Source organism: Aeromonas sp. s13 (assembly GCF_040907905.1).
Taxonomy (GTDB): Bacteria; Pseudomonadota; Gammaproteobacteria; order Enterobacterales; family Aeromonadaceae; genus Aeromonas; species Aeromonas veronii.
In genome coordinates this window covers 22,211-40,416 of record NZ_JBFOCS010000035.1, presented here as the reverse complement: position 1 = coordinate 40,416, position 18,206 = coordinate 22,211, and the positions used below count along the sequence as shown (strand labels likewise).

21 protein-coding genes are annotated in these 18,206 nt (G+C 56.8%); 15 read left to right on the top strand and 6 right to left on the bottom strand.

The window, feature by feature from the left end; all coding sequences use genetic code 11:
• Positions 1-11: 11 nt before the first annotated feature.
• Positions 12-767, top strand: coding sequence for a triose-phosphate isomerase (tpiA, locus tag AB5Y82_RS05120; protein ID WP_047440675.1), 756 nt, complete (start codon positions 12-14; stop codon positions 765-767).
• Positions 768-916: 149 nt separating this feature from the next.
• On the top strand, positions 917-1,888 hold the full coding sequence (gene pfkA, locus AB5Y82_RS05115; protein WP_005336840.1) for a 6-phosphofructokinase: 972 nt from the start codon (positions 917-919) through the stop codon (positions 1,886-1,888).
• Positions 1,889-3,510: 1,622 nt separating this feature from the next.
• Here the strand turns inward: pfkA and AB5Y82_RS05110 are convergent.
• The gene (locus AB5Y82_RS05110) at positions 3,511-4,752 is read right to left on the bottom strand and encodes a dicarboxylate/amino acid:cation symporter (protein ID WP_005352303.1); all 1,242 of its coding nucleotides are present in this window, start codon (positions 4,750-4,752) and stop codon (positions 3,511-3,513) included.
• 270 nt (positions 4,753-5,022) lie between these two features.
• Here AB5Y82_RS05110 and AB5Y82_RS05105 point away from each other — a divergent pair, with 270 nt between their 5' ends.
• The 3 genes from AB5Y82_RS05105 (at position 5,023) to AB5Y82_RS05095 (ending at position 8,492) form a co-directional block, all read left to right on the top strand.
• A complete protein-coding gene (locus AB5Y82_RS05105) occupies positions 5,023-5,307 on the top strand; it encodes a pyrimidine/purine nucleoside phosphorylase (protein ID WP_042055930.1) in 285 nt (94 codons plus the stop codon).
• Positions 5,308-5,460: 153 nt separating this feature from the next.
• Positions 5,461-6,846, top strand: coding sequence for an L-serine ammonia-lyase (locus tag AB5Y82_RS05100; protein ID WP_350236228.1), 1,386 nt, complete (start codon positions 5,461-5,463; stop codon positions 6,844-6,846).
• 275 nt (positions 6,847-7,121) lie between these two features.
• Complete coding sequence (locus AB5Y82_RS05095) at positions 7,122-8,492, top strand: L-serine ammonia-lyase (RefSeq protein ID WP_005336844.1); 1,371 nt, start codon at positions 7,122-7,124, stop codon at positions 8,490-8,492.
• A gap of 849 nt (positions 8,493-9,341) precedes the next feature.
• Here AB5Y82_RS05095 and AB5Y82_RS05090 read toward each other — a convergent pair.
• On the bottom strand, positions 9,342-9,620 hold the full coding sequence (locus AB5Y82_RS05090; protein WP_005360946.1) for a YcgL domain-containing protein: 279 nt from the start codon (positions 9,618-9,620) through the stop codon (positions 9,342-9,344).
• A gap of 107 nt (positions 9,621-9,727) precedes the next feature.
• On the opposite strand from AB5Y82_RS05090, the gene minC reads away from it, so the two are divergent.
• The 5 genes from minC to mtgA all read left to right on the top strand — a co-directional run bounded on the left by minC (position 9,728) and on the right by mtgA (position 12,840).
• Positions 9,728-10,441 carry a septum site-determining protein MinC gene (minC, locus tag AB5Y82_RS05085; protein WP_201902071.1) on the top strand — a complete coding sequence of 238 codons (714 nt, stop codon included), beginning with the start codon at positions 9,728-9,730 and terminating at the stop codon, positions 10,439-10,441.
• Between the two features lie 18 nt (positions 10,442-10,459).
• Positions 10,460-11,272: a septum site-determining protein MinD gene (gene minD, locus AB5Y82_RS05080; protein ID WP_005336847.1), complete on the top strand. Its 813-nt coding sequence runs from the start codon at positions 10,460-10,462 to the stop codon at positions 11,270-11,272.
• 2 nt (positions 11,273-11,274) lie between these two features.
• Complete coding sequence (gene minE, locus AB5Y82_RS05075) at positions 11,275-11,541, top strand: cell division topological specificity factor MinE (protein WP_042012553.1); 267 nt, start codon at positions 11,275-11,277, stop codon at positions 11,539-11,541.
• A 196-nt stretch (positions 11,542-11,737) separates the two neighbouring features.
• Entirely contained in the window at positions 11,738-12,064 is a 327-nt protein-coding gene (locus tag AB5Y82_RS05070) for an HI1450 family dsDNA-mimic protein (RefSeq protein WP_005352317.1), read from the top strand.
• A complete protein-coding gene (gene mtgA / locus AB5Y82_RS05065; protein WP_368173730.1) occupies positions 12,049-12,840 on the top strand; it encodes a monofunctional biosynthetic peptidoglycan transglycosylase in 792 nt (263 codons plus the stop codon). The genes AB5Y82_RS05070 and mtgA overlap by 16 nt, the downstream gene beginning before the upstream one ends.
• 3 nt (positions 12,841-12,843) lie before the next feature.
• Here the strand turns inward: mtgA and AB5Y82_RS05060 are convergent, their stop codons facing one another.
• On the bottom strand, positions 12,844-12,972 hold the full coding sequence (locus AB5Y82_RS05060; protein ID WP_019445852.1) for a hypothetical protein: 129 nt from the start codon (positions 12,970-12,972) through the stop codon (positions 12,844-12,846).
• Between the two features lie 147 nt (positions 12,973-13,119).
• Here AB5Y82_RS05060 and AB5Y82_RS05055 point away from each other — a divergent pair, with 147 nt between their 5' ends.
• Positions 13,120-13,443, top strand: coding sequence for an HI1450 family dsDNA-mimic protein (locus AB5Y82_RS05055; RefSeq protein ID WP_005336851.1), 324 nt, complete (start codon positions 13,120-13,122; stop codon positions 13,441-13,443).
• 54 nt (positions 13,444-13,497) lie between these two features.
• Here AB5Y82_RS05055 and AB5Y82_RS05050 read toward each other — a convergent pair whose 3' ends face one another.
• Together AB5Y82_RS05050 and AB5Y82_RS05045 are read right to left on the bottom strand one after the other, a co-directional pair.
• Complete coding sequence (locus tag AB5Y82_RS05050; RefSeq protein ID WP_139402020.1) at positions 13,498-13,809, bottom strand: DUF1289 domain-containing protein; 312 nt, start codon at positions 13,807-13,809, stop codon at positions 13,498-13,500.
• A gap of 1 nt (position 13,810) precedes the next feature.
• Positions 13,811-14,671: a S1 RNA-binding domain-containing protein gene (locus AB5Y82_RS05045; RefSeq protein ID WP_368173729.1), complete on the bottom strand. Its 861-nt coding sequence runs from the start codon at positions 14,669-14,671 to the stop codon at positions 13,811-13,813.
• Positions 14,672-14,902: 231 nt separating this feature from the next.
• Here AB5Y82_RS05045 and AB5Y82_RS05040 point away from each other — a divergent pair, with 231 nt between their 5' ends.
• The 4 genes from AB5Y82_RS05040 to AB5Y82_RS05025 all read left to right on the top strand — a co-directional run bounded on the left by AB5Y82_RS05040 (position 14,903) and on the right by AB5Y82_RS05025 (position 17,286).
• Positions 14,903-16,117 carry a UPF0149 family protein gene (locus AB5Y82_RS05040; protein ID WP_236563835.1) on the top strand — a complete coding sequence of 405 codons (1,215 nt, stop codon included), beginning with the start codon at positions 14,903-14,905 and terminating at the stop codon, positions 16,115-16,117.
• Between the two features lie 170 nt (positions 16,118-16,287).
• Positions 16,288-16,752, top strand: a complete 465-nt coding sequence (locus tag AB5Y82_RS05035) for a MarR family winged helix-turn-helix transcriptional regulator (RefSeq protein WP_005336856.1) — start codon at positions 16,288-16,290, stop codon at positions 16,750-16,752.
• 2 nt (positions 16,753-16,754) lie between these two features.
• Complete coding sequence (locus tag AB5Y82_RS05030) at positions 16,755-16,943, top strand: DUF4250 domain-containing protein (RefSeq protein WP_019445848.1); 189 nt, start codon at positions 16,755-16,757, stop codon at positions 16,941-16,943.
• Between the two features lie 163 nt (positions 16,944-17,106).
• Entirely contained in the window at positions 17,107-17,286 is a 180-nt protein-coding gene (locus AB5Y82_RS05025) for a hypothetical protein (RefSeq protein ID WP_005336860.1), read from the top strand.
• A 184-nt stretch (positions 17,287-17,470) separates the two neighbouring features.
• Here AB5Y82_RS05025 and AB5Y82_RS05020 read toward each other — a convergent pair whose 3' ends face one another.
• Entirely contained in the window at positions 17,471-18,058 is a 588-nt protein-coding gene (locus tag AB5Y82_RS05020; RefSeq protein ID WP_005336864.1) for an FMN-dependent NADH-azoreductase, read from the bottom strand.
• Positions 18,059-18,206: the final 148 nt, after the last annotated feature.

Here is an 18,206-nt window from a genome sequence, read left to right as displayed (position 1 = left end):
AGATATACAAGATGAGACAGCACCTGGTAATGGGTAACTGGAAACTGAACGGCACCAAGGCTTCTGTAGAAGCTCTGATCAAAGGACTGACCCCGGCTGCTGCCGCTCATCCTTCTGTGCAAGTCGCCGTCTGCCCGCCGGTTATCTTTTTGGGTCTGGTTGAGCAACTGACCGCTGGCAGCAAGATTGCCTACGGTGCCCAGAACGCCGACGTACACGAGTCTGGTGCCTTCACCGGCGAAAACGCCCCCTCCATGCTGAAAGCCTTCGGTTGCACCTACTCTCTGGTCGGCCACAGCGAGCGTCGTACCCTGCACGCAGAGACTGACGACGTGGTTGCTGCCAAGTACGAAGCGATCCAGAAAGGCGGCCTGATCCCGGTTCTGTGCATCGGTGAAACTCTGGAGCAGTTCGAAGCCGGCGTGACCAAGAACGTGGTTGAGACCCAGCTGAAAGCCGTTATCGACCGTTGCGGTATCGCCTCCTTCAACAACGCCGTTATCGCTTACGAGCCGGTATGGGCCATCGGTACTGGCAAGACTGCCACTCCGGAAATCGCTCAGTCCGTTCACGCTCACATCCGTCAGTACCTGGCCGGTTTTGATGCCGCCGTTGCAGCCAAAGTACAGATCCTGTACGGCGGTTCCGTCACTGGCGCCACTGCAGCCGACCTGTTCGGTCAGCCGGACATCGACGGTGGCCTGGTCGGTGGTGCGTCCCTGAAAGTGGACGATTTCTCCCAGATCATCGCTGGCGCTGCCAAGTAATCGCTGATTACGGCAAAGAGAGGGGCTCGTCCCCTCTCTTGTATCGCTTTTCCTATGGTGGCCCCCGCATCCCATATGAAAGCCGATATAGTAAAAGTGGCTTGTCTATTTAAACATTCGTATTTGACAACTCAGATCCAGAGGCACTCATGACCAAACAAATCAAACGTATTGGTGTTTTGACCAGTGGTGGCGACGCACCGGGTATGAACGCAGCCATTCGCGCCGTGGTTCGCGCCGGTTTGCATCATGGCCTGGAAGTTTACGGTATTTATGATGGCTACCTCGGTCTGCACCAGGATCGCATCGTCAAGCTGGAGCGTCACAGCGTCTCCGACGTGGTGAACCGTGGTGGTACTTTCCTCGGCTCCGCCCGTTTCCCTGCCTTCAAAGACCCCGCAGTGCGCGCCGAAGCGATCGAAAACCTGAAAAAGCACGGTATCGATGCGCTGGTCGTCATCGGTGGTGACGGCTCCTACATGGGGGCCAAGAAGCTGACCGAAGAGGGTTTCCCCTGCATCGGCCTGCCGGGCACCATCGACAACGATATCGCCGGTACCGACTTCACCATCGGTTTTGATACCGCTCTGAACGTGGTGGTTGACGCCATCGACCGTCTGCGTGACACCTGCAGCTCCCACCACCGTATCTCCGTGGTCGAGATCATGGGCCGCCACTGTGGCGATCTGGCCATGTCTGCCGCCGTTGCCGGTGGTGCCGAGTATGTGATCGTGCCGGAAGTAGCCTTCGACAAAGAGAAGCTGCTCAAGCAGATCAAGGAAGGCGAAGCCAAGGGCAAGAAGCACGCCATCATCACCATCTGCGAGCACGTTACCGACGTGAACGCACTGGCTAAAGACATCGAAGCCCTGACCGGTCGTGAAACCCGCGCCACCATCCTGGGCCACATCCAGCGTGGCGGTGCCCCGACTGCCCGTGACCGCATCATGTCCAGCCGTATGGGGGCTTACGCTGTTGAGCAGCTGCTGGCTGGTCACGGTGGTCGCTGCGTCGGTATCCAGCGCAACGAGCTGGTACACCACGACATCATCGACTGCATCGAGAACATGAAGCGTCCGTTCGATCAGGAGCTTTACAACCTTTCCACCACCCTGTTCTAAGCCAAGCGGCTTTTACCGGCTGTTGATGACAGAAACCCTCCATCGGAGGGTTTTTTAATATCTTACAAAAACGGGTGCATCGGCACGCTGTGTGGCCCTCACCATACGGGTTGCCTGATTACCAACCCTTGCGCCATCTGACAGATCACTAGCCTTCCTCTCCTCACAGCAACCGACATCAGCATACGAACAAAGTTCCGGTATCGTCGTGGATGTTTTATCACTGCGCACCGGATTGAGTTGACCTGCGCTCTGTCGCCCCTGAAACCAGCTTGTTCAGCCTCCTCGTCATACACCGCTTTTTATATCTCAATCTTGTAGAAGGGACTCAGATATCTTCCCCAACCATGCTCCGGCGCTGCGCTCGTATTGCACTCACATGACTCACGCAGATGCACCGGCCACGCGGATCGCTACTCGCGCCCAGCCCAGCCCAGCCCAGCCCAGCCCAGCCCAGCCAGAGAGTACGCCTCTGCTCTATTGCGCACCTCACTCTTGCTGCAGCCATGTCTATTCCGAGGCCAACGGGGAAATTGGCGGTGATAAAACAGCCAGCTGCTACTCTGTATCCCCCCGATGCACGGCTCTCCTCCCTATGAACCCAGTGTATTGCTGTAAAAATGCGGAGACTCTGGACTGATAAAGTGATGGTGTGACAAGGGTTGGCAACCAGACTCTCTCCATAGACTTCTTTTGGATGGGCTATCTACGTCAGGAATCGTCAAATCATTGCCTTGCGCACTTTTTATGGCCTCAATGACACTATTACGAGGAGGAAAACTTATAAAATGCCACTAAAGCCCCATACAAAACCCATCACCAAGCCAACCAGCAACTCACCAACCAATTGAATTTAAATGAAATAATCATAAAGACAGAATTTTTAATGCCTACCATGCCATAGCGGGTGATAAAATCAGCTCAATATGACAAAAATAGCCATCTCAACCAACCTAACAAGCAAAGAAGCTGTTTTATCAATTTACACCTTGTTTTACCCCCTTGTTATGGTATCTTGACTACATCAACCAACAACTTAGGGAGAGAAAAATGAAAGAGTTTGTCGTTACTGCCGTTTTCACGGTGTTTTTCACCCTGGTTGCTGTCTCTCTGCCCTCACTGTCACAGTTCTGAGCCGGATAGAGAGGCATCAATCCGGACCGACCCTCTTTGCCATGTCTGTTTAATCGCCACCAACTGGCGCTTTTCAGTAATAATGCCGAGATGGTCAACATAGATATGATTTCATCACGTTGACGCTGTTTCTTTCGCCACAAGGGTGTAACCAGGATGGTTTAACCATATGGCCTGATGGAGTAGAACCAGCAGCAGATCATATCCGAGGGGAGCGAGGCTCCCCTTTTTGTTACCCGCCGTTTGACAATACCCTACCCCGGCATCTACAACAGGCCGGTTGACGCCATACGGCCCATGCCCACAACTGATGTTTTCCCCTCCTGTACTCTCCATTCAACACAGCTAAATCCGTCAGCAATCTCTTGTGCACACCTTTGCTCTGATACTTGTCCGGCAGATATAAAAAAGCCCCCGCCATCATGGCAGGGGCTCGCGTTACGCAGTGTCAGCTTAGGGCTGTTGTATCTCAGTCCAGCTCAAAGCAATTATGCCTTGTTCCAGCGCTGCGGATCATATTCCGGGCTGAAGCGGTCAACAATGACAGCACAGGCCGCATCGCCGGTGATATTGAGGGAGGTGCGGATCATGTCGAACAGACGATCCAGCGCGAACAGCAGCGGCAACCCTTCGATGGGGATCCCGGCCGCCAGCAGCACGGCAACCACCAGGAAGCTTGGGCCCGGCACACCGGCCTGGCCGATCGCCCCCAGAGTGGAGGTCACAATGATGGCCGCCCAGGCACCGACGCTCAGATCGATGTTGTAAACCTGCGCGAAGAAGATGGCGACCAGACCGTAATAGATGGCGTTGCCGCTCATGTTGATGGTGGCACCCAGCGGCAACACGAAGGAGGCGGTCGCGTTGGTCACTTTCAGATCATGCTCGCAGGTCTCCATATTGACCGGCAGGGTTGCCATGGAAGAGGCGGTGGAGAAGGCCACGATCTGCGGCTTCTTCATGGCAGAGAGGTACTTCATCACCGGCGTGTTGGAGAACATCATCACCAGCAGCGGATAGACCACGAAGCCGAAGATGAGGATGGCAGCCACATAGACCACGAACAGCTTGAGTACCAGGGTCAGCACATCGAAGCCATAGGTACCGATGGCTTCCGCCATCAGACCGAACACCCCGAGCGGCGCGATGATCATCACCTTGTTGATCATCCAGACGAAGGCATCCACCAGGGTATTGAGCCCATCGACCAGTGGCTTGGCCCGCTCGCGCGGCTGTTTGGCCAGCGCAATGCCGAGGAACATGCAGAACACCAGGATCTGCAGGATGTTCGCTTCGTTGAGGGAGTTGAAGACGTTGGTGGGGATCATGCCAAGCAAGGTGGCGACTGCATCCGGCAACGCCCCTTTATCGGCATAGTCACCGCCAAACATGGAGGCAACGGAAGCGAAATCGACCCCGACACCCGGTTTGAAGATCTGCCCCATCACCAGCGCCAGCAACACGGCCAACGCTGAGGTCACGAGGAAGAAGGCCAGCGTAGCCGCACCGATCTTGCCCGCAGCCGGGCTGGCACCCAGATTGGCGGCGCCGGAGAGGATGGCAACCGCCACCAGCGGGATCACCAGCATCTTGATCAGCTGGATAAACAGGGTACCGAGCGGTGCAAACACGGTGGCTTGTTCACCCATGAACGCGCCGACCACTGCGCCCAGTACCATGGCGACCACAACCTGGAAGCCGATGTTTTTAATGAGTCCTTTAGTTAACACAATATGTTCCTTTATGTAGCAAAATTCACACTTTTCCCAGTGCAATTAACCAAACAGGGGAATGAGCGGCTGCCCATTCCCCTGTTTGCGCGTGTTATCTCACATTTAATTGCTGTTTTAAATCAGCAAATCATTAACCTTGGCTATTAATAAGTTTGCGAAAAAGTGAAGATTCAAAGCGGTCTCGGCTATTTTTACCTCATCCCCCATGACAACTGGCAAAAGATTGTGCTAGTTTGGCTGCACAAACGTACACACAGGGATGTAAAGATGCTGAAAGTTAACGAGTATTTCGACGGAAATGTAAAATCCATCGGTTTCGAACAAAAAGGCGAGAAATCAACCGTCGGGGTGATGAACGCCGGTGACTACCTGTTCAACACTGCCGCCCCCGAACGGATGACAGTGATCAAGGGCGCCCTCACCATCCAGCTGGCTGATGAAGATGAGTGGCACACCTACAACCAGGGTGAATCCTTCCTGGTGGCCGGTCACTCCTCCTTCAAACTGGAAGTGAAAACCCCCACAGCTTATCTGTGCGAATTTCTCGACTGATCAGGCCGGTTGAAGGGGATCAGCCCCTTCAACCTTCTTGGTTCCCCCCAGCCCTATTATCTGTGTCCATGTCACAGCACCGCACATCCCCGCTTTCCATCCACGGCAAAAATCCTAGAATAAACAGACATAAACCATCACCGGATTGATGTCATGATCAGCGTGTTTGACCTGTTTTCCATCGGAATTGGCCCCTCCTCTTCCCATACCGTCGGCCCCATGCGTGCCTCTTATGCCTTCGTCCAGCAGCTCAAGCTTCAAGGGCATCTGCCACAAGTCATGCGGGTCGAAGTGGAGTGTTACGGCTCGCTGGGCCAGACCGGCAAAGGGCACGGTACCGGCAAGGCTATCATTCTGGGGTTGTCGGGCTTTGAACCGGAATCGGTCGATATCGATGCGATTCCCGCCATTCTGGCTCGAGTGGAAAAGGAACAGAGCCTGCCGCTGGCAGGCGAGCAACCAAGCCATTTTCCCCGCACCGGTGCCATCATTTTCAACCGTCGCAAAACCTTGCCGGCCCACACCAACGGCATGACTCTGCGGGCCTTTGATAAAGAGGAAAACCTGCGCTTCAGCCAGACCTACTACTCCATCGGGGGCGGCTTCATCATTGAAGAGAGCCACTTTGCCACCGCCAAGGAAGAGGCCGCCAAGTCTGATGCCGAACACCCTGTCCCCTACCCGTTCGACAGCGGCGCCCAGCTGCTGGCCCACTGTCAGGAGAGCGGCCTCTCCATCTCGGGGCTTATCCTCGCCAATGAGCGGATATTTCGCAGCGATGAGCAGATAAAAGCGGGGCTGCGCAAGATCTGGCAGGCGATGCAGGGCTGCGTCGAGCGAGGCTGCAAAAGCGAAGGGGTGCTGCCGGGCGGCCTCAAGGTTCGGCGCCGCGCCCCGGGGCTGTTCCGCCAGTTAAGCTGCGAGACCAACTTCAACAAAGATCCGCTGATGGTGATGGAGTGGGTCGATCTCTTTGCGCTGGCGGTCAACGAGGAGAACGCCGCCGGTGGCCGGGTGGTCACCGCCCCCACCAATGGCGCTGCGGGCATCATCCCCGCCGTGCTGCACTACTACGATCGCTTCGTGCACAAGGTGGATGACGAGACGCTGATCCGCTACTTCCTCACCGCGGCTGCCATCGGCATCTTATATAAGAAGAACGCCTCCCTCTCCGGCGCCGAAGTGGGTTGTCAGGGGGAAGTGGGAGTCGCCTGTTCCATGGCGGCTGGCGCACTGACCGAACTGCTGGGCGGCAGCCCGGCCATGGTGGAGAACGCCGCCGAGATCGGCATGGAGCACAATCTCGGCCTCACCTGCGATCCCATAGGCGGACTGGTGCAGGTGCCCTGCATCGAGCGCAACGCCATGGGGGCGGTCAAGGCGATCAATGCCGCCCGCCTCGCCCTGCGCGGCACCGGCGAGCACAAGGTGTCATTGGACAAGGTGATCAAGACCATGTGGGAGACCGGCAACGACATGAAGACCAAATACAAGGAGACGGCCCGTGGCGGCCTCGCCGTTAACATTACCGAATGTTAAAAAACGGCAAATGACTCCATTTGGTTCCTAAATACCCGGCATCGCCGGGTATTTTTATGGGCAAACGCTTAACAAAATGGATAAGCACAAAAATAAATTTTATACTCGCGCCTCAGATTCAACAAAAATAGATCTATTTCAACTTTTTTTAGGTCTGGAGCCGTTACACTACGGTTATCTGGTTCTGTGACCTGCGCTGACAAGCGCGTTCCATGGATCTCCCAAATTTCTGTGAGTGGGCATGCCGCCCCCTTCTACCCTGAGGTAATAGTGACATGATCAGCGTTTTTGATATCTTCAAAATCGGTGTAGGCCCCTCTTCTTCCCACACTGTTGGCCCGATGAAAGCGGCCAAACAGTTTGTTGACGAGCTGCGCGCGGGCGGCAAGATCCGCGATGTAACCCGGATCAATGTCGATGTTTACGGCTCCCTCTCCTGGACCGGCAAAGGCCACCATACCGACACTGCCATCATCATGGGCCTGGCTGGCAACCTGCCGGAAAATGTCGATATCGATGCGATCCCCGAGTTTATCTCCCGTGTTGAACAGACCGAGCGCCTGCCGATCGGCCTGCACTGCCACACCGTCAGCTTCCCGCGCGACGCCATGGTATTCCACGACGAAGCCCTGCCGCTGCACGAAAACGGCATGAAGCTGACTGCCCTGATCGAAGATGAAGTGGTTTACAGCAAGACCTACTACTCCATCGGTGGTGGCTTCATCGTTGACGAAGAGAACTTCGGCAAGGCTGACAGCGGTGACATGTCCGTACGCTATCCGTTCAAAAGCGCCGCCGAGCTGGTTGCCCATTGCAGCCAGACCGGTCTCTCCATCTCTGCCCTGATGATGGAAAACGAGAAGTGCTTCAACACTCCGGAAGAGATCTACAAGAAGTTCGGCAAGATCTGGAACACCATGCGCGAAGGTATCGAGCGCGGCTGCCGTACCGAAGGCGTTCTCTCCGGCCCGCTGCGCGTACCCCGTCGTGCCGCACCGCTCTACCGTCAGCTCAACACCAACGAGAACCTCTCGAGCGACCCGATGAACATCGTTGACTGGGTCAACATGTTCGCTCTGGCCGTGAGTGAAGAGAACGCTGCCGGTGGCCGCGTGGTCACTGCCCCGACCAACGGCGCTGCTGGTATCATCCCGGCCGTACTGGCCTACTACGACAAGTTCATCCAGCCGGTTGGCCGCGACGAATACACCCGCTTCTATCTGGCTGCCGGTGCCGTCGGCATCCTCTACAAGATGAACGCCTCCATCTCCGGTGCCGAAGTGGGCTGCCAGGGTGAAGTGGGTGTTTCCTGCTCCATGGCCGCTGCCGGTCTGACCGAGCTGATGGGCGGTAGCCCGGAGCACGTCTGCGAAGCCGCGGAAATCGGTATGGAACACAACCTGGGTCTGACCTGTGACCCGGTTGCCGGCCAGGTTCAGGTGCCCTGCATCGAGCGTAACGCCATCGCAGCCATGAAGGCGGTCAACGCCTCCCGTATGGCCCTGCGTCGTACCTCCAAGCCGCGCGTCTCCCTGGACAAGGTGATCGAGACCATGTACATCACCGGCAAGGACATGGACTCCAAGTACCGTGAAACCTCCCGTGGCGGTCTGGCCATCAAGGTGATGCAGGTTGCCTGCGAATAAGGGTTGCGACCCTTATCTGAACAAAGGCGGGATATCCCGCCTTTTTTATTCCCGAATGGGATGCCGGGCACTTATATCGACATACCGACCATTTCACTGTAGGGCGTCGCTGATATGTCCCTGCTACGCCACAGCAATGCTGATTGCCTTATCTAAATGCCTCTCTAATAACATGCCTTGATTCACTCTTCTCAATGCATTGAAAGGGACATTACGCCCCTACATGAAACCTTTACCAGCTATCTTGACCCGGTCACGGTTTCACAACTAATCGATATCGAGATACCCCCTCAGCTCAATCCCCTCCACTTTGGGCATACCCTTGTTTGGCAAGACGCGGTTACCGCTCACCCTGCGGATTATCACGTCACCACGTTGATTGCCTCCTATGTGGCACTTTCGTGATCAGGGCAAACAATCAAGTACACAAACAGGGGGTTAGCTCATCATTTTGGCCACAGCGCATCGCGCAAACTGGTTTTAGCATAGTTATCACCGCCCTCTTTACTCCCTATTTGATGTAAAACGCATCGAGCAGTGGAGGCCAAAAGCGCCCAAAGAAGGGGCTGAAAATAATCGATGAATGGGCCAATAGCCGTTGAAATGGAGGATATGAGCGTGCGCCACTCGCTATTTTTGTGAGCGCCAGCAAAGGTTGAGGATATGGAGTTGGGAGCAGATTGACTTTCTATTTAAACAGCGAAAAGTGAATATCACCAAAGGGAGGGTTTAATTTGGCCAGATCCTGTCACGGGATTATCGCAAGCTACCTCTCCGGAGCCGGAATGCGTCATGCAGAGTCACAAAGAATTAGCCCCGCTGGGCAGAACGCACCACGGGGCTGGATATTCAGGATGGTTTTTTCAGGCTGGCCTTGTGCTGCTCCAGCAAATTCTCAGGGGGCGGCGGCACCTGCAGGTAGAACCCCTGGTTGGTCAGCGCGGCCATCACCTTGCCGACATCAGCCAGACCCAAGGGCTTGGCCGGATCCAGCTTGGTCATCAGCACCAGCTCGGGACGCCCGAATGCGCTCAGCAGTGGCTCGGGAACGCGGGAGAAATCCTCTCTTTTTTCAACAAAAAGGTAGGTCTCGGCTTTTTTGCGACTTTTATAGACTGCACACAACATGGAAATTGATATAATCCGACGAGTTTATTGCCTCTGATGGGGGCAAACTATAACATCAGGAATTGAATAACAATAACGGATTAGCATCTCTGCCTCGGGGAAGATTCATGGTTGAGCGCGATAACGAATTGAAAGGGACCACCTTCACTATTTCTGTGTTGCATATCAGCGATGGCGAGCCTGAGCGGATACGTCAGTTGTTGGCCGAAAAAGTGGCCCAGGCACCCTACTTTTTTAATTGTGCGCCGCTGGTGATCAATGTATCCCGACTGGAACATATTCCCGATTTCGAACAGCTCAAAGAGCTGGTGGAGTCCGAAGAGTTTGTGCTGGTTGGCATCACGGGGGCACGCAGTGAAGAGATGAAGACAGCCGCCAAGGCGGTGGGACTGGCCGTGATGGCCTCGGGCAAGAGTCGCAAGAGCGAACCCGAGCCCGCCCCCGCGCCAGCCGCCCCTGAGGTGGTTCCCGAGCCCGAACCCGCCCCCTTGATCCCGAGCAAGGTACATGTGGGACCGGTTCGTTCCGGCCAGCAGATTTACGCCGCCGGCACCTCGCTGGTGGTGCTGGGGTCCGTCAGTCCGGGAGCCGAAGTGCTCGCCGACGACAGCATTCATATTTATGGCACCCTGCGTGGCAGAGCCATTGCCGGTGCCCGGGGCAACACCCAGGCCCGGATCTATTGCCAGCAATTACAGGCCGAGCTGCTCTCCATCGCGGGCACATTCCAGCTGAGCGATGCATTGCCGGCAGGCCTGATCCAGCAACCGGTACACGTCCGGCTGGACAACGAACAACTCCGAATAGACCGTATCAAATAGAGTTACAAGGAAGCGAGAATGGCGCGAATCATAGTCGTTACATCGGGTAAAGGTGGCGTTGGCAAGACCACAACCAGTGCGGCCCTGAGCACCGGCTTAGCCCAGCGTGGTCACAAGACAGTGGTCATTGACTTTGACATCGGTCTGAGAAACCTGGATCTCATCATGGGCTGCGAGCGGCGCGTGGTGTATGACTTCGTCAACGTCATCAACGGGGAAGCAAACCTCAATCAGGCGCTGATCAAAGACAAACGCTCTGAAAATCTGTTTATCCTGCCCGCCTCCCAGACCCGGGACAAAGATGCCCTCACCCGTGAGGGGGTCGAGAAGATCCTGGATCAACTGGCGGAGATGAAGTTCGATTACATCGTCTGCGACTCCCCGGCGGGGATCGAGGCGGGCGCGCTGATGGCGCTCTATTTTGCCGATGAAGCGATCGTCACCACCAACCCGGAAGTCTCTTCCGTGCGTGACTCCGACCGCATCCTTGGTATCCTGGCCTCCAAGTCCCGCCGCGCCGAGCGTGGCGAAGACCCCATCAAGGAGCACCTGCTGCTGACCCGCTACTGCCCGACCCGCGTCAACCGCGGCGACATGCTGAGCGTGCAGGATGTACAGGAGATCCTGGCCATCCCGCTGCTCGGGGTGATCCCGGAGTCCCAGGCGGTGCTGCGCGCCTCCAACTCCGGCGAACCGGTCATTCTGGACAAGGAGTCCGATGCCGGTCAGGCCTACGAAGATGCGGTGTCCCGCCTGCTGGGCGATGCCAAGGAATTTCGTTTTCTGGAAGAAGAGAAGAAGGGCTTCTTTAGCCGACTGTTCGGGAGTTAAACATGTCATTATTGGATTATTTTCGTTCCAACAAGAAACAGAACACCGCACAACTGGCCAAAGAGCGGTTGCAGATCATTGTTGCTCACGAGCGTTCATCCAGAGGGGGGCCGGATTACCTGCCCCAGCTCAAGCAGGATATCCTCGATGTGATCCGCAAATACGTCAACATTGATCCGGATAAGATAACCGTCCAACTGGATCAGAAGAGTGATGAGCTGTCGGTACTGGAGCTCAACATCACCTTCGCCGATGACAAGAAGGGATGAGCTGACGCCCTATGCGTGACCCCTTCCCCCAATGAAGACCGGATCTGTCACTGGATCCGGTTTTTTATTGGCACAAAAACAGGTCACAGCAGCTCGCCTCATCTCGCCAAGGGGTCTGCCGACCGCTAGAATAGCGCCGCCCCGCAGGCTGTGATCTGCGCCGGCACCTTTTTCTCTTTTCTGGAACAGACCGCTTATGTCTATGAATGACGAAATGCACAGCGTCGAGGAACTGCTCGATACCGCCCTCGAACTCTTTATGGAGCTGGCCTCTGACAACCTGCCGGAGCAGGAGATCGCCCGTTTCAATCAGGAGTTCAACGACCGCGGCCTGCTGGCCGAAACCGACCCGGCCGATGACTGGGAAGCGGACGTGGGTTTTGCGGTGAGCGACACCGACTATGCCGAGATCTGGGTCGGCCTTGGCAATGAAGAACAAGAGTATGAGCACCTGTTTGCCCGCATGCTGCTCTCCCGCCGTGTTGACGAGAAGTTCTGCCACATCGAATGGCTGCCCCAATAATTCCGGATCCCGATGATCCCAGCCATTATCAGTGGGAGTCTGACCCTGACTCTGTGGCCCCTGAACGTCCATCTGTATCGCTTGGGCGCCGAGTGTTGAGGTGGACAGGCAAGATCGCGCTGGCCGGGCTGCTCTGCTCGGTCGGCTCGGTCGCCTTGCTACGTTTTATCGATCCGCCGATGTGGAGCTGGCGTATCGAGCGGGCCCTCTTTCCGCCCGCCAAGATCACCCAGGTGCGCCATCAATGGGTAGATCTAGCGTCCATCTCCAAGGAGCTGCAACTGGCGGTGATTGCCGCCGAGGATCAGCGCTTTGCCGATCACAACGGCTTTGACATGGATGCCATCAACGCCGCTCTCAAGCACAACCAGCACAGCGAACGGGTGCGCGGTGCCAGCACCCTCAGCCAGCAGACCGCCAAGAACCTCTTTATGTGGAGTGATCGCAGCTTCCTGCGCAAGGGGCTGGAGGCCTGGTTTACCCTGCTGATGGAGCTGGGCTGGGACAAGGCACGCATTCTCGAGGTCTATCTCAATATCGTGGAGTTCGGCCCCGGCATCTATGGCGCCGAAGCCGCGGCCCGCACCTACTTTGGCAAACCGGCCAGCCGCTTGACCCGCTACGAGTCATCCCTGCTGGCCGCCGCCCTGCCCAACCCGTGGCGCTATCGGGTCAAGCCCCCTTCACCCTATGTGCAGAAGCGCTCGGTCTGGATCCGCCGCCAAATGGGTCAACTGGGCCAGATCACCCTCAATCGGGTGCATCAGGCCGACTGATCCTCAGGGCTCATCGGGTTTCTCCGGTGGGCCCAGATGGCCGCCCACCGTTTCGCGATGGAGCGGCAGATAGTGCCACCACCAGGCCTCGCGCCGTCGCTTGATCTGTTGCCGCCGTCCCCGCTGCTTCATCCCCTTACTCCCTGCCAGATGATCCGCGCCTTAACCATACTCCCCCAACGGCAACTTGGACAGGTAAGGCACGCCCGGCGCACTGGTCTGGCCGCCACAGCCAATAATTGTTACAGTAGCGAACCTCGATGTATCTGGAGTGATTTCATGGAACAGCGTACCCCGGATCAGCTGGTCGAATGGGCCTATGATCAGTTTCTTGAGCAGGCCGCCGATATGCTGGCCCCCGAACAAATTGTCGACATCACCCTGGAGTTTGAGCAGCGTGGCGCCGTGGAGGCGACTTTGCCCAATGCCGACTGGTCGACCGAGCTGGGTGAGCCGGTCGATATGGAGCGCTGGGTCGAAGTGTGGGTCGGTTTGCTGGATCATCAGGATGAGTTTGAGGTGATCTTCGCCACCTTCCTGCTGCCCCGTCTGCTGACCGAAGATCAAGTGCATGTGCGCTGGCATCGCCAGCAGCAGGCATAAGAAAGGCGCCATCGGCGCCTTTCTTGTTTTGTGCTCTGTTATTTCTGTTCTCTGCTAATCCTGCGCCGCGATGGCCTTGGCCAGACAGCGGCGGCACCAGCAAGCGCTGGCCTCCTGCATCGGCAATGCCGGCAACTGGCTACACCAGCACTGCGCAATGGTCTGACCGGCAGAGACGGCGCAATAGGCCGGTTCACCACAACCCGGGCAGCGGTGGGTACTTTTCGAGCCATCCAGCTCGGCCATCACCGCCAGCTGGGCCTTGCTATCCATCGCCGACCAGTGGCCGATCTCGGTCAGGGTGCGGCCACAACCAAGGCAAAGCCCATCTTTCGCCTTGCAGAGGCCAACACAGGGGCTCGGCATCTTATTCGCTATCCACTGCCGAGTCGGTCTCTGTGGCCACCAGAGTGATGGCGTTATCTTCGATGACAATCTTGCCCTGCTTGTAGAGGCCGCCGATCGCCTTCTTGAAGGTGCCCTTGCTCATGGCAAAAAGCTTGTAGATGAGCTCGGGTTCGCTCTTGTCACCCACAGCCAGACTGCCACCCTGCTTTTTCATCCGGGCCAGAATGCGTTCGCCGGCATCGTCCACCTTGGCCATCCCCGGCTTTTGCAGGGTCAGATCCAACTTGCCATCGTCGCGCACCTGCTTGACCCAGGCGGTTTGCGGCCGACCGGTCATCACCCGGCCAAACACCTCATTCTTGAACAGCATGCCGGGATACTGACCGTTGACGATCACCTTGATGCCGAGGGGCGAGTGCTCGCCCGGCAGCGCGGTCACTTCGTCACCGACCTTGAAGTTGCTGCCAGCCGGTGTCAGGAAACGCTCGAGGCGGCTGGTACCCACCATGCGCCCTTCGTTATCCAGTTGCAGACGCACCAGATAAACGTGGCCCACCTGCATCGGCTTGTTCTGCTCGCGGCTCGGCACAAACAGATCCTTTTTCATGCCCCAGTCGAGGAAGGCACCAATCTTGTTGGCATTGACCACTTTCAGACCGGCAAATTCGTCCACCATGGCAAATGGCTTGTCGGTGGTGATCACCGGTTCGCAGTCGGCATCCAGATAGAGGAAGACCTGCACGCTATCCCCCTCTTTCACCCCTTCCGGCAGTTGACGCTTGGGCAGCAGCAGTTCACCGTATTCATCGGCCGCAAGCCAGGCGCCACGCTCTTCGAGTTCAACAACGGTGAGGGTGTTCATCTTGCCAATCTGTATCATGGTGCTCTCTTTTTTCATTACCCGGATGGGCCAACTGAACATGGCCCCTATGGGCGCGCATGTTACCTCAAGAGCGGTGATCCGGCCTAGTCCCCAAGCCACCACTGGCCGCTCTTTCGCCCCTATCTTATCCGCCAATGGTGATTAAATCGCCAAACAGGCGACCATTTGCTGCAAATAACCCCACTTTTAGGTAGACTTCGCGGCTGTTCAAATCCAGAGGAACTGTCGATGAACCCATCCACTCGTACCCGCCATCTTAATCAATGGATCCAGAGCCACAGCGATCAGGACATGACCTACCCGGCCCTGCACGGTTTTCTCTGTGCCCGTCTGGTGGGGCCAGAGACCCCTGACTGGCAACGCCCGCTGGCTGGTCTGCTGGAACAGGATGCCGAGTTGGATGAAAAAAGCGCAGAAGCCCTCAACCACCTGATCGCCGAACTGGAATCCCAAGCCGACGACGCCCAGCTGGCCCTGCCCAGCCAGTGCCGCCTGCCCAGCGATAACCCCGAGCAGGTGTTCGAACAGAGCCACCCCCTCGGTCAATGGTGTTATGGCTTCAGCATGGGTTTTGCCACCTGGCCCAAGCCGAAGGATTTGAACGACCCGACCACCCAGTACCGCTTCAGTCTGGCCGCCGAGCTGAGCCTGTTTCGCGACAAGCAGATGGCCCAGATGCTCTATAGCGCAGCCGCCAGCGAACTCCCCTTTGTCGAGTTCTGCAAACGCCAGCGCCAGAATATGAAAACCGCCCTCAACCAGTTGCTCAACCTCGACCAGTATCAGGCCGCCCCCAGCGCTGATGTGGCCCTCAATGGCGAGCAGGCCCAACAGTGGCAGACCTGGTTCGAGCTGGCCGACAGCTGCCGCGATCATCAGGCCCGCCTCGGCTGGTTCGAGAAGATCATCGCTGATGCCACTCCGCTCTTTGATGAAGCCTTCTGGCAGCAAATCGCCGGTCACGGCTGGAGTGCCCCCGAACTGCGCCCCCTGCTGGCCGCCAGAGCCGGCCGCGCCGACTGCCTGCTGCGCCTTGGCAAGCTGGGCGAGGCCAAAGCGGAGTATCTGGCGCTGCTGACAATCTGCATGGCCGATGAGCTGGGTTGCCGCTACAACCTCTCCACCCTCTATGCACTGCAAGGGGATTGGCAGGCGTTGGCCGCCCTGCTGGTGCGCTTCGATGAAGCCTCCAGCTGGTTGCTCTATAACAAGGCGCTGATGGTCTTTGCTACCGAGGGTGCCGAGGCAGCCAAGCCCCATCTGCTGGTCGCCATCGAGGCCAACCCGCACATTCCGGCCTGCCTGCTGGGTCAGCGCAAGCTGCCCAAACAGGAGCCACAAAGCTGGCAAGCGGGCAGCCGCGACGAAGCCGCGCTCTACGCCATCCACACTCGCGAAGCCTGGCTCAAGCAGAACGCCCTCATCTGGTTGCGTAAAGGCTGAACAGCGTTGGCTTAAAATCCAGTCGGTCAGACCCGGTTTTTCCTTGAGGGCGTGCGCCACCGCACATTTCATCGCAACCGGGTCAGACAAATCAGCTTGAGTTTCGTATCATCAATGTCAAAGTATCAAAAGAAACTGCATCTGATGCAGCCGTCACAGCAGGGTGTAATATGTCAAAAATCATAGCGTTACTCGCTCACTACCCGCCCTATCAGTTGGTACATGCCGCCGAGATGCTACGGGATACCTTCGAACAGTTTTATGAACAGCGTTACCAGCTGACCGTGCCGCAATGGCGCCTGATGATGGTGCTCGGCCCCAACTACCCCATCAGCCAGAAAGAGCTGGTCGAGGCGAGCGGCATGGACAAGGTGCGCATCTCCCGCGAGATCCGCCGTCTGGTCGAAAAAGGGATCATCTTTACCGAGAGCAGCGAGCAGGATAAACGCATCAGCCTGGTCTCCCTCACCAATGCCGGGCTCGCCCTCTTCCTGCAGCTCAAGAGTGAAGCGGGCAGCTGGCAACACACCCTGACCGACTATCTGCCTAGCGAATCCCGCGAGGCGATCCGCCAGCATCTGCACAGCGTCAGCGCCGCCATTGAGCAACTGCAATCACTGGATCGGGAGAAGTAATCATGGACTTGAAGAAGTTCGCCACCATGGACATCAACATGCTGCTGAGCGTCGTCAATATGCAACTGCGTGATCGCTATGACGATCTGGATGATCTCTGCAAGGCGCAGGAGATCGATCAGGCAGCACTGGAAGCTCGCCTCGCCAGCGGCGATTTTCACTACCAGCCAGCGCAGAAACAGTTCAGATAAAGAGAGCTAGCGGGATCGGGATCACAGCGCCAGTGATGGCGCTGGCTCTGCGGTAAAAACCTGATATGGTCTGAAGAGCCCCAACAGGGTGATGCACGGATACATCACCCTGTCACAAGAGGGCATTAAAATCGTTTCAGGTGAGCAAACCAAGGATGACCCCATGATATTGATGACCCGACAGAGCCTGTTGATCACGCTCTGTACCCTGTTGATGATCAGCCTCTTCACGCCCCACTTGCCGCAAAGTACCGAACAGTGGCTGACCACCCTCTTGCTTGGCCTACTGGTCGCGGTGGCATTGCTGCTGGTGCGTGGTTGTCGTCGCTTTATGATGGAGTAGCGATTTCGCCGGAACGTCTATACCGACCGCTTGCCGCGATACTCTCTGTAGCAGCAACATCTGTCGCAATCATATCTAGCCCAAAAACAAACGCAGCCTGATGGCTGCGTTCTTGTATCTCGCAGGGCAACCCCTTGAAGAGATAACCCCTGACGGGATAGAGAGCCCTCATAGAATAGAGCCCTTAGATAGCCAGAGCCTCAAGCTGCGCTTTGGCCGCTTCCATCCCCTTGCTCTGGGCATCCGGGCCCATACCCATCCCCTCGGCGTAGATGAAATCCACCTCTTTGATACCGATGAAACCGAGCACGGTACGCATGTAGGGAGTGACCAGATCGGTGGCGCTGCCGACGTGCATGCCGCCGCGGGGGCTGATCACCAGCGCACGGGTGTTTTCAACCATACCCACCGGACCGGTCTCGGTGTAGCGGAAGGTGACGCCAGCGCGAGCCACCAGATCGATCCAGTTTTTCAGCTGGGTCGGGATGTTGAAGTTGTACATGGGGGCAGCAATCACCACCAGATCGCTTGCTTTGAGCTCGGCGATCAGCTCGTCGGACTGGGCGATCACCGCCAGTTGACGCTCATTGAGGTTATCACCACCACGCAGGCCGGAGGCCAGCTCGCCATCCAGCACCGGCAGGTTGAGGGCAGCCAGATCACGCACGGTGACGACATCATCCTGATGGTCAGCCAGGAAGCCGTCGATCAGGGCGTTGGATTGGGAATATTGACCCAAGATGCTGGATTTGAGTACGAGGATATTGGCCATGGTGAAACTCCATTTGGTTGTCGGTTGAACAGCGTTGCTGTCGATGGAGGTCACTCTAAACATTGTGCTTATTTGCTGATAGCGAAAATAGATGCTCAACTTGTTCAAAATTTTTGATGCAAGGCCACTTACTCGCCAGCCAGCCCTG

Coding starts and splice junctions, on each gene's coding strand:
- tpiA (WP_047440675.1), top strand. CDS start 12: ATGAGACAGCACCTGGTAATGGGTAACTGGAAACTGAACGGCACCAAG.
- pfkA (WP_005336840.1), top strand. CDS start 917: ATGACCAAACAAATCAAACGTATTGGTGTTTTGACCAGTGGTGGCGAC.
- AB5Y82_RS05105 (WP_042055930.1), top strand. CDS start 5,023: ATGCTGAAAGTTAACGAGTATTTCGACGGAAATGTAAAATCCATCGGT.
- AB5Y82_RS05100 (WP_350236228.1), top strand. CDS start 5,461: ATGATCAGCGTGTTTGACCTGTTTTCCATCGGAATTGGCCCCTCCTCT.
- AB5Y82_RS05095 (WP_005336844.1), top strand. CDS start 7,122: ATGATCAGCGTTTTTGATATCTTCAAAATCGGTGTAGGCCCCTCTTCT.
- AB5Y82_RS05090 (WP_005360946.1), bottom strand. CDS start 9,620: ATGTTGTGTGCAGTCTATAAAAGTCGCAAAAAAGCCGAGACCTACCTT.
- minC (WP_201902071.1), top strand. CDS start 9,728: ATGGTTGAGCGCGATAACGAATTGAAAGGGACCACCTTCACTATTTCT.
- minD (WP_005336847.1), top strand. CDS start 10,460: ATGGCGCGAATCATAGTCGTTACATCGGGTAAAGGTGGCGTTGGCAAG.
- minE (WP_042012553.1), top strand. CDS start 11,275: ATGTCATTATTGGATTATTTTCGTTCCAACAAGAAACAGAACACCGCA.
- AB5Y82_RS05070 (WP_005352317.1), top strand. CDS start 11,738: ATGTCTATGAATGACGAAATGCACAGCGTCGAGGAACTGCTCGATACC.
- mtgA (WP_368173730.1), top strand. CDS start 12,049: ATGGCTGCCCCAATAATTCCGGATCCCGATGATCCCAGCCATTATCAG.
- AB5Y82_RS05060 (WP_019445852.1), bottom strand. CDS start 12,972: ATGAAGCAGCGGGGACGGCGGCAACAGATCAAGCGACGGCGCGAGGCC.
- AB5Y82_RS05055 (WP_005336851.1), top strand. CDS start 13,120: ATGGAACAGCGTACCCCGGATCAGCTGGTCGAATGGGCCTATGATCAG.
- AB5Y82_RS05050 (WP_139402020.1), bottom strand. CDS start 13,809: ATGCCGAGCCCCTGTGTTGGCCTCTGCAAGGCGAAAGATGGGCTTTGC.
- AB5Y82_RS05045 (WP_368173729.1), bottom strand. CDS start 14,671: ATGATACAGATTGGCAAGATGAACACCCTCACCGTTGTTGAACTCGAA.
- AB5Y82_RS05040 (WP_236563835.1), top strand. CDS start 14,903: ATGAACCCATCCACTCGTACCCGCCATCTTAATCAATGGATCCAGAGC.
- AB5Y82_RS05035 (WP_005336856.1), top strand. CDS start 16,288: ATGTCAAAAATCATAGCGTTACTCGCTCACTACCCGCCCTATCAGTTG.
- AB5Y82_RS05030 (WP_019445848.1), top strand. CDS start 16,755: ATGGACTTGAAGAAGTTCGCCACCATGGACATCAACATGCTGCTGAGC.
- AB5Y82_RS05025 (WP_005336860.1), top strand. CDS start 17,107: ATGATATTGATGACCCGACAGAGCCTGTTGATCACGCTCTGTACCCTG.
- AB5Y82_RS05020 (WP_005336864.1), bottom strand. CDS start 18,058: ATGGCCAATATCCTCGTACTCAAATCCAGCATCTTGGGTCAATATTCC.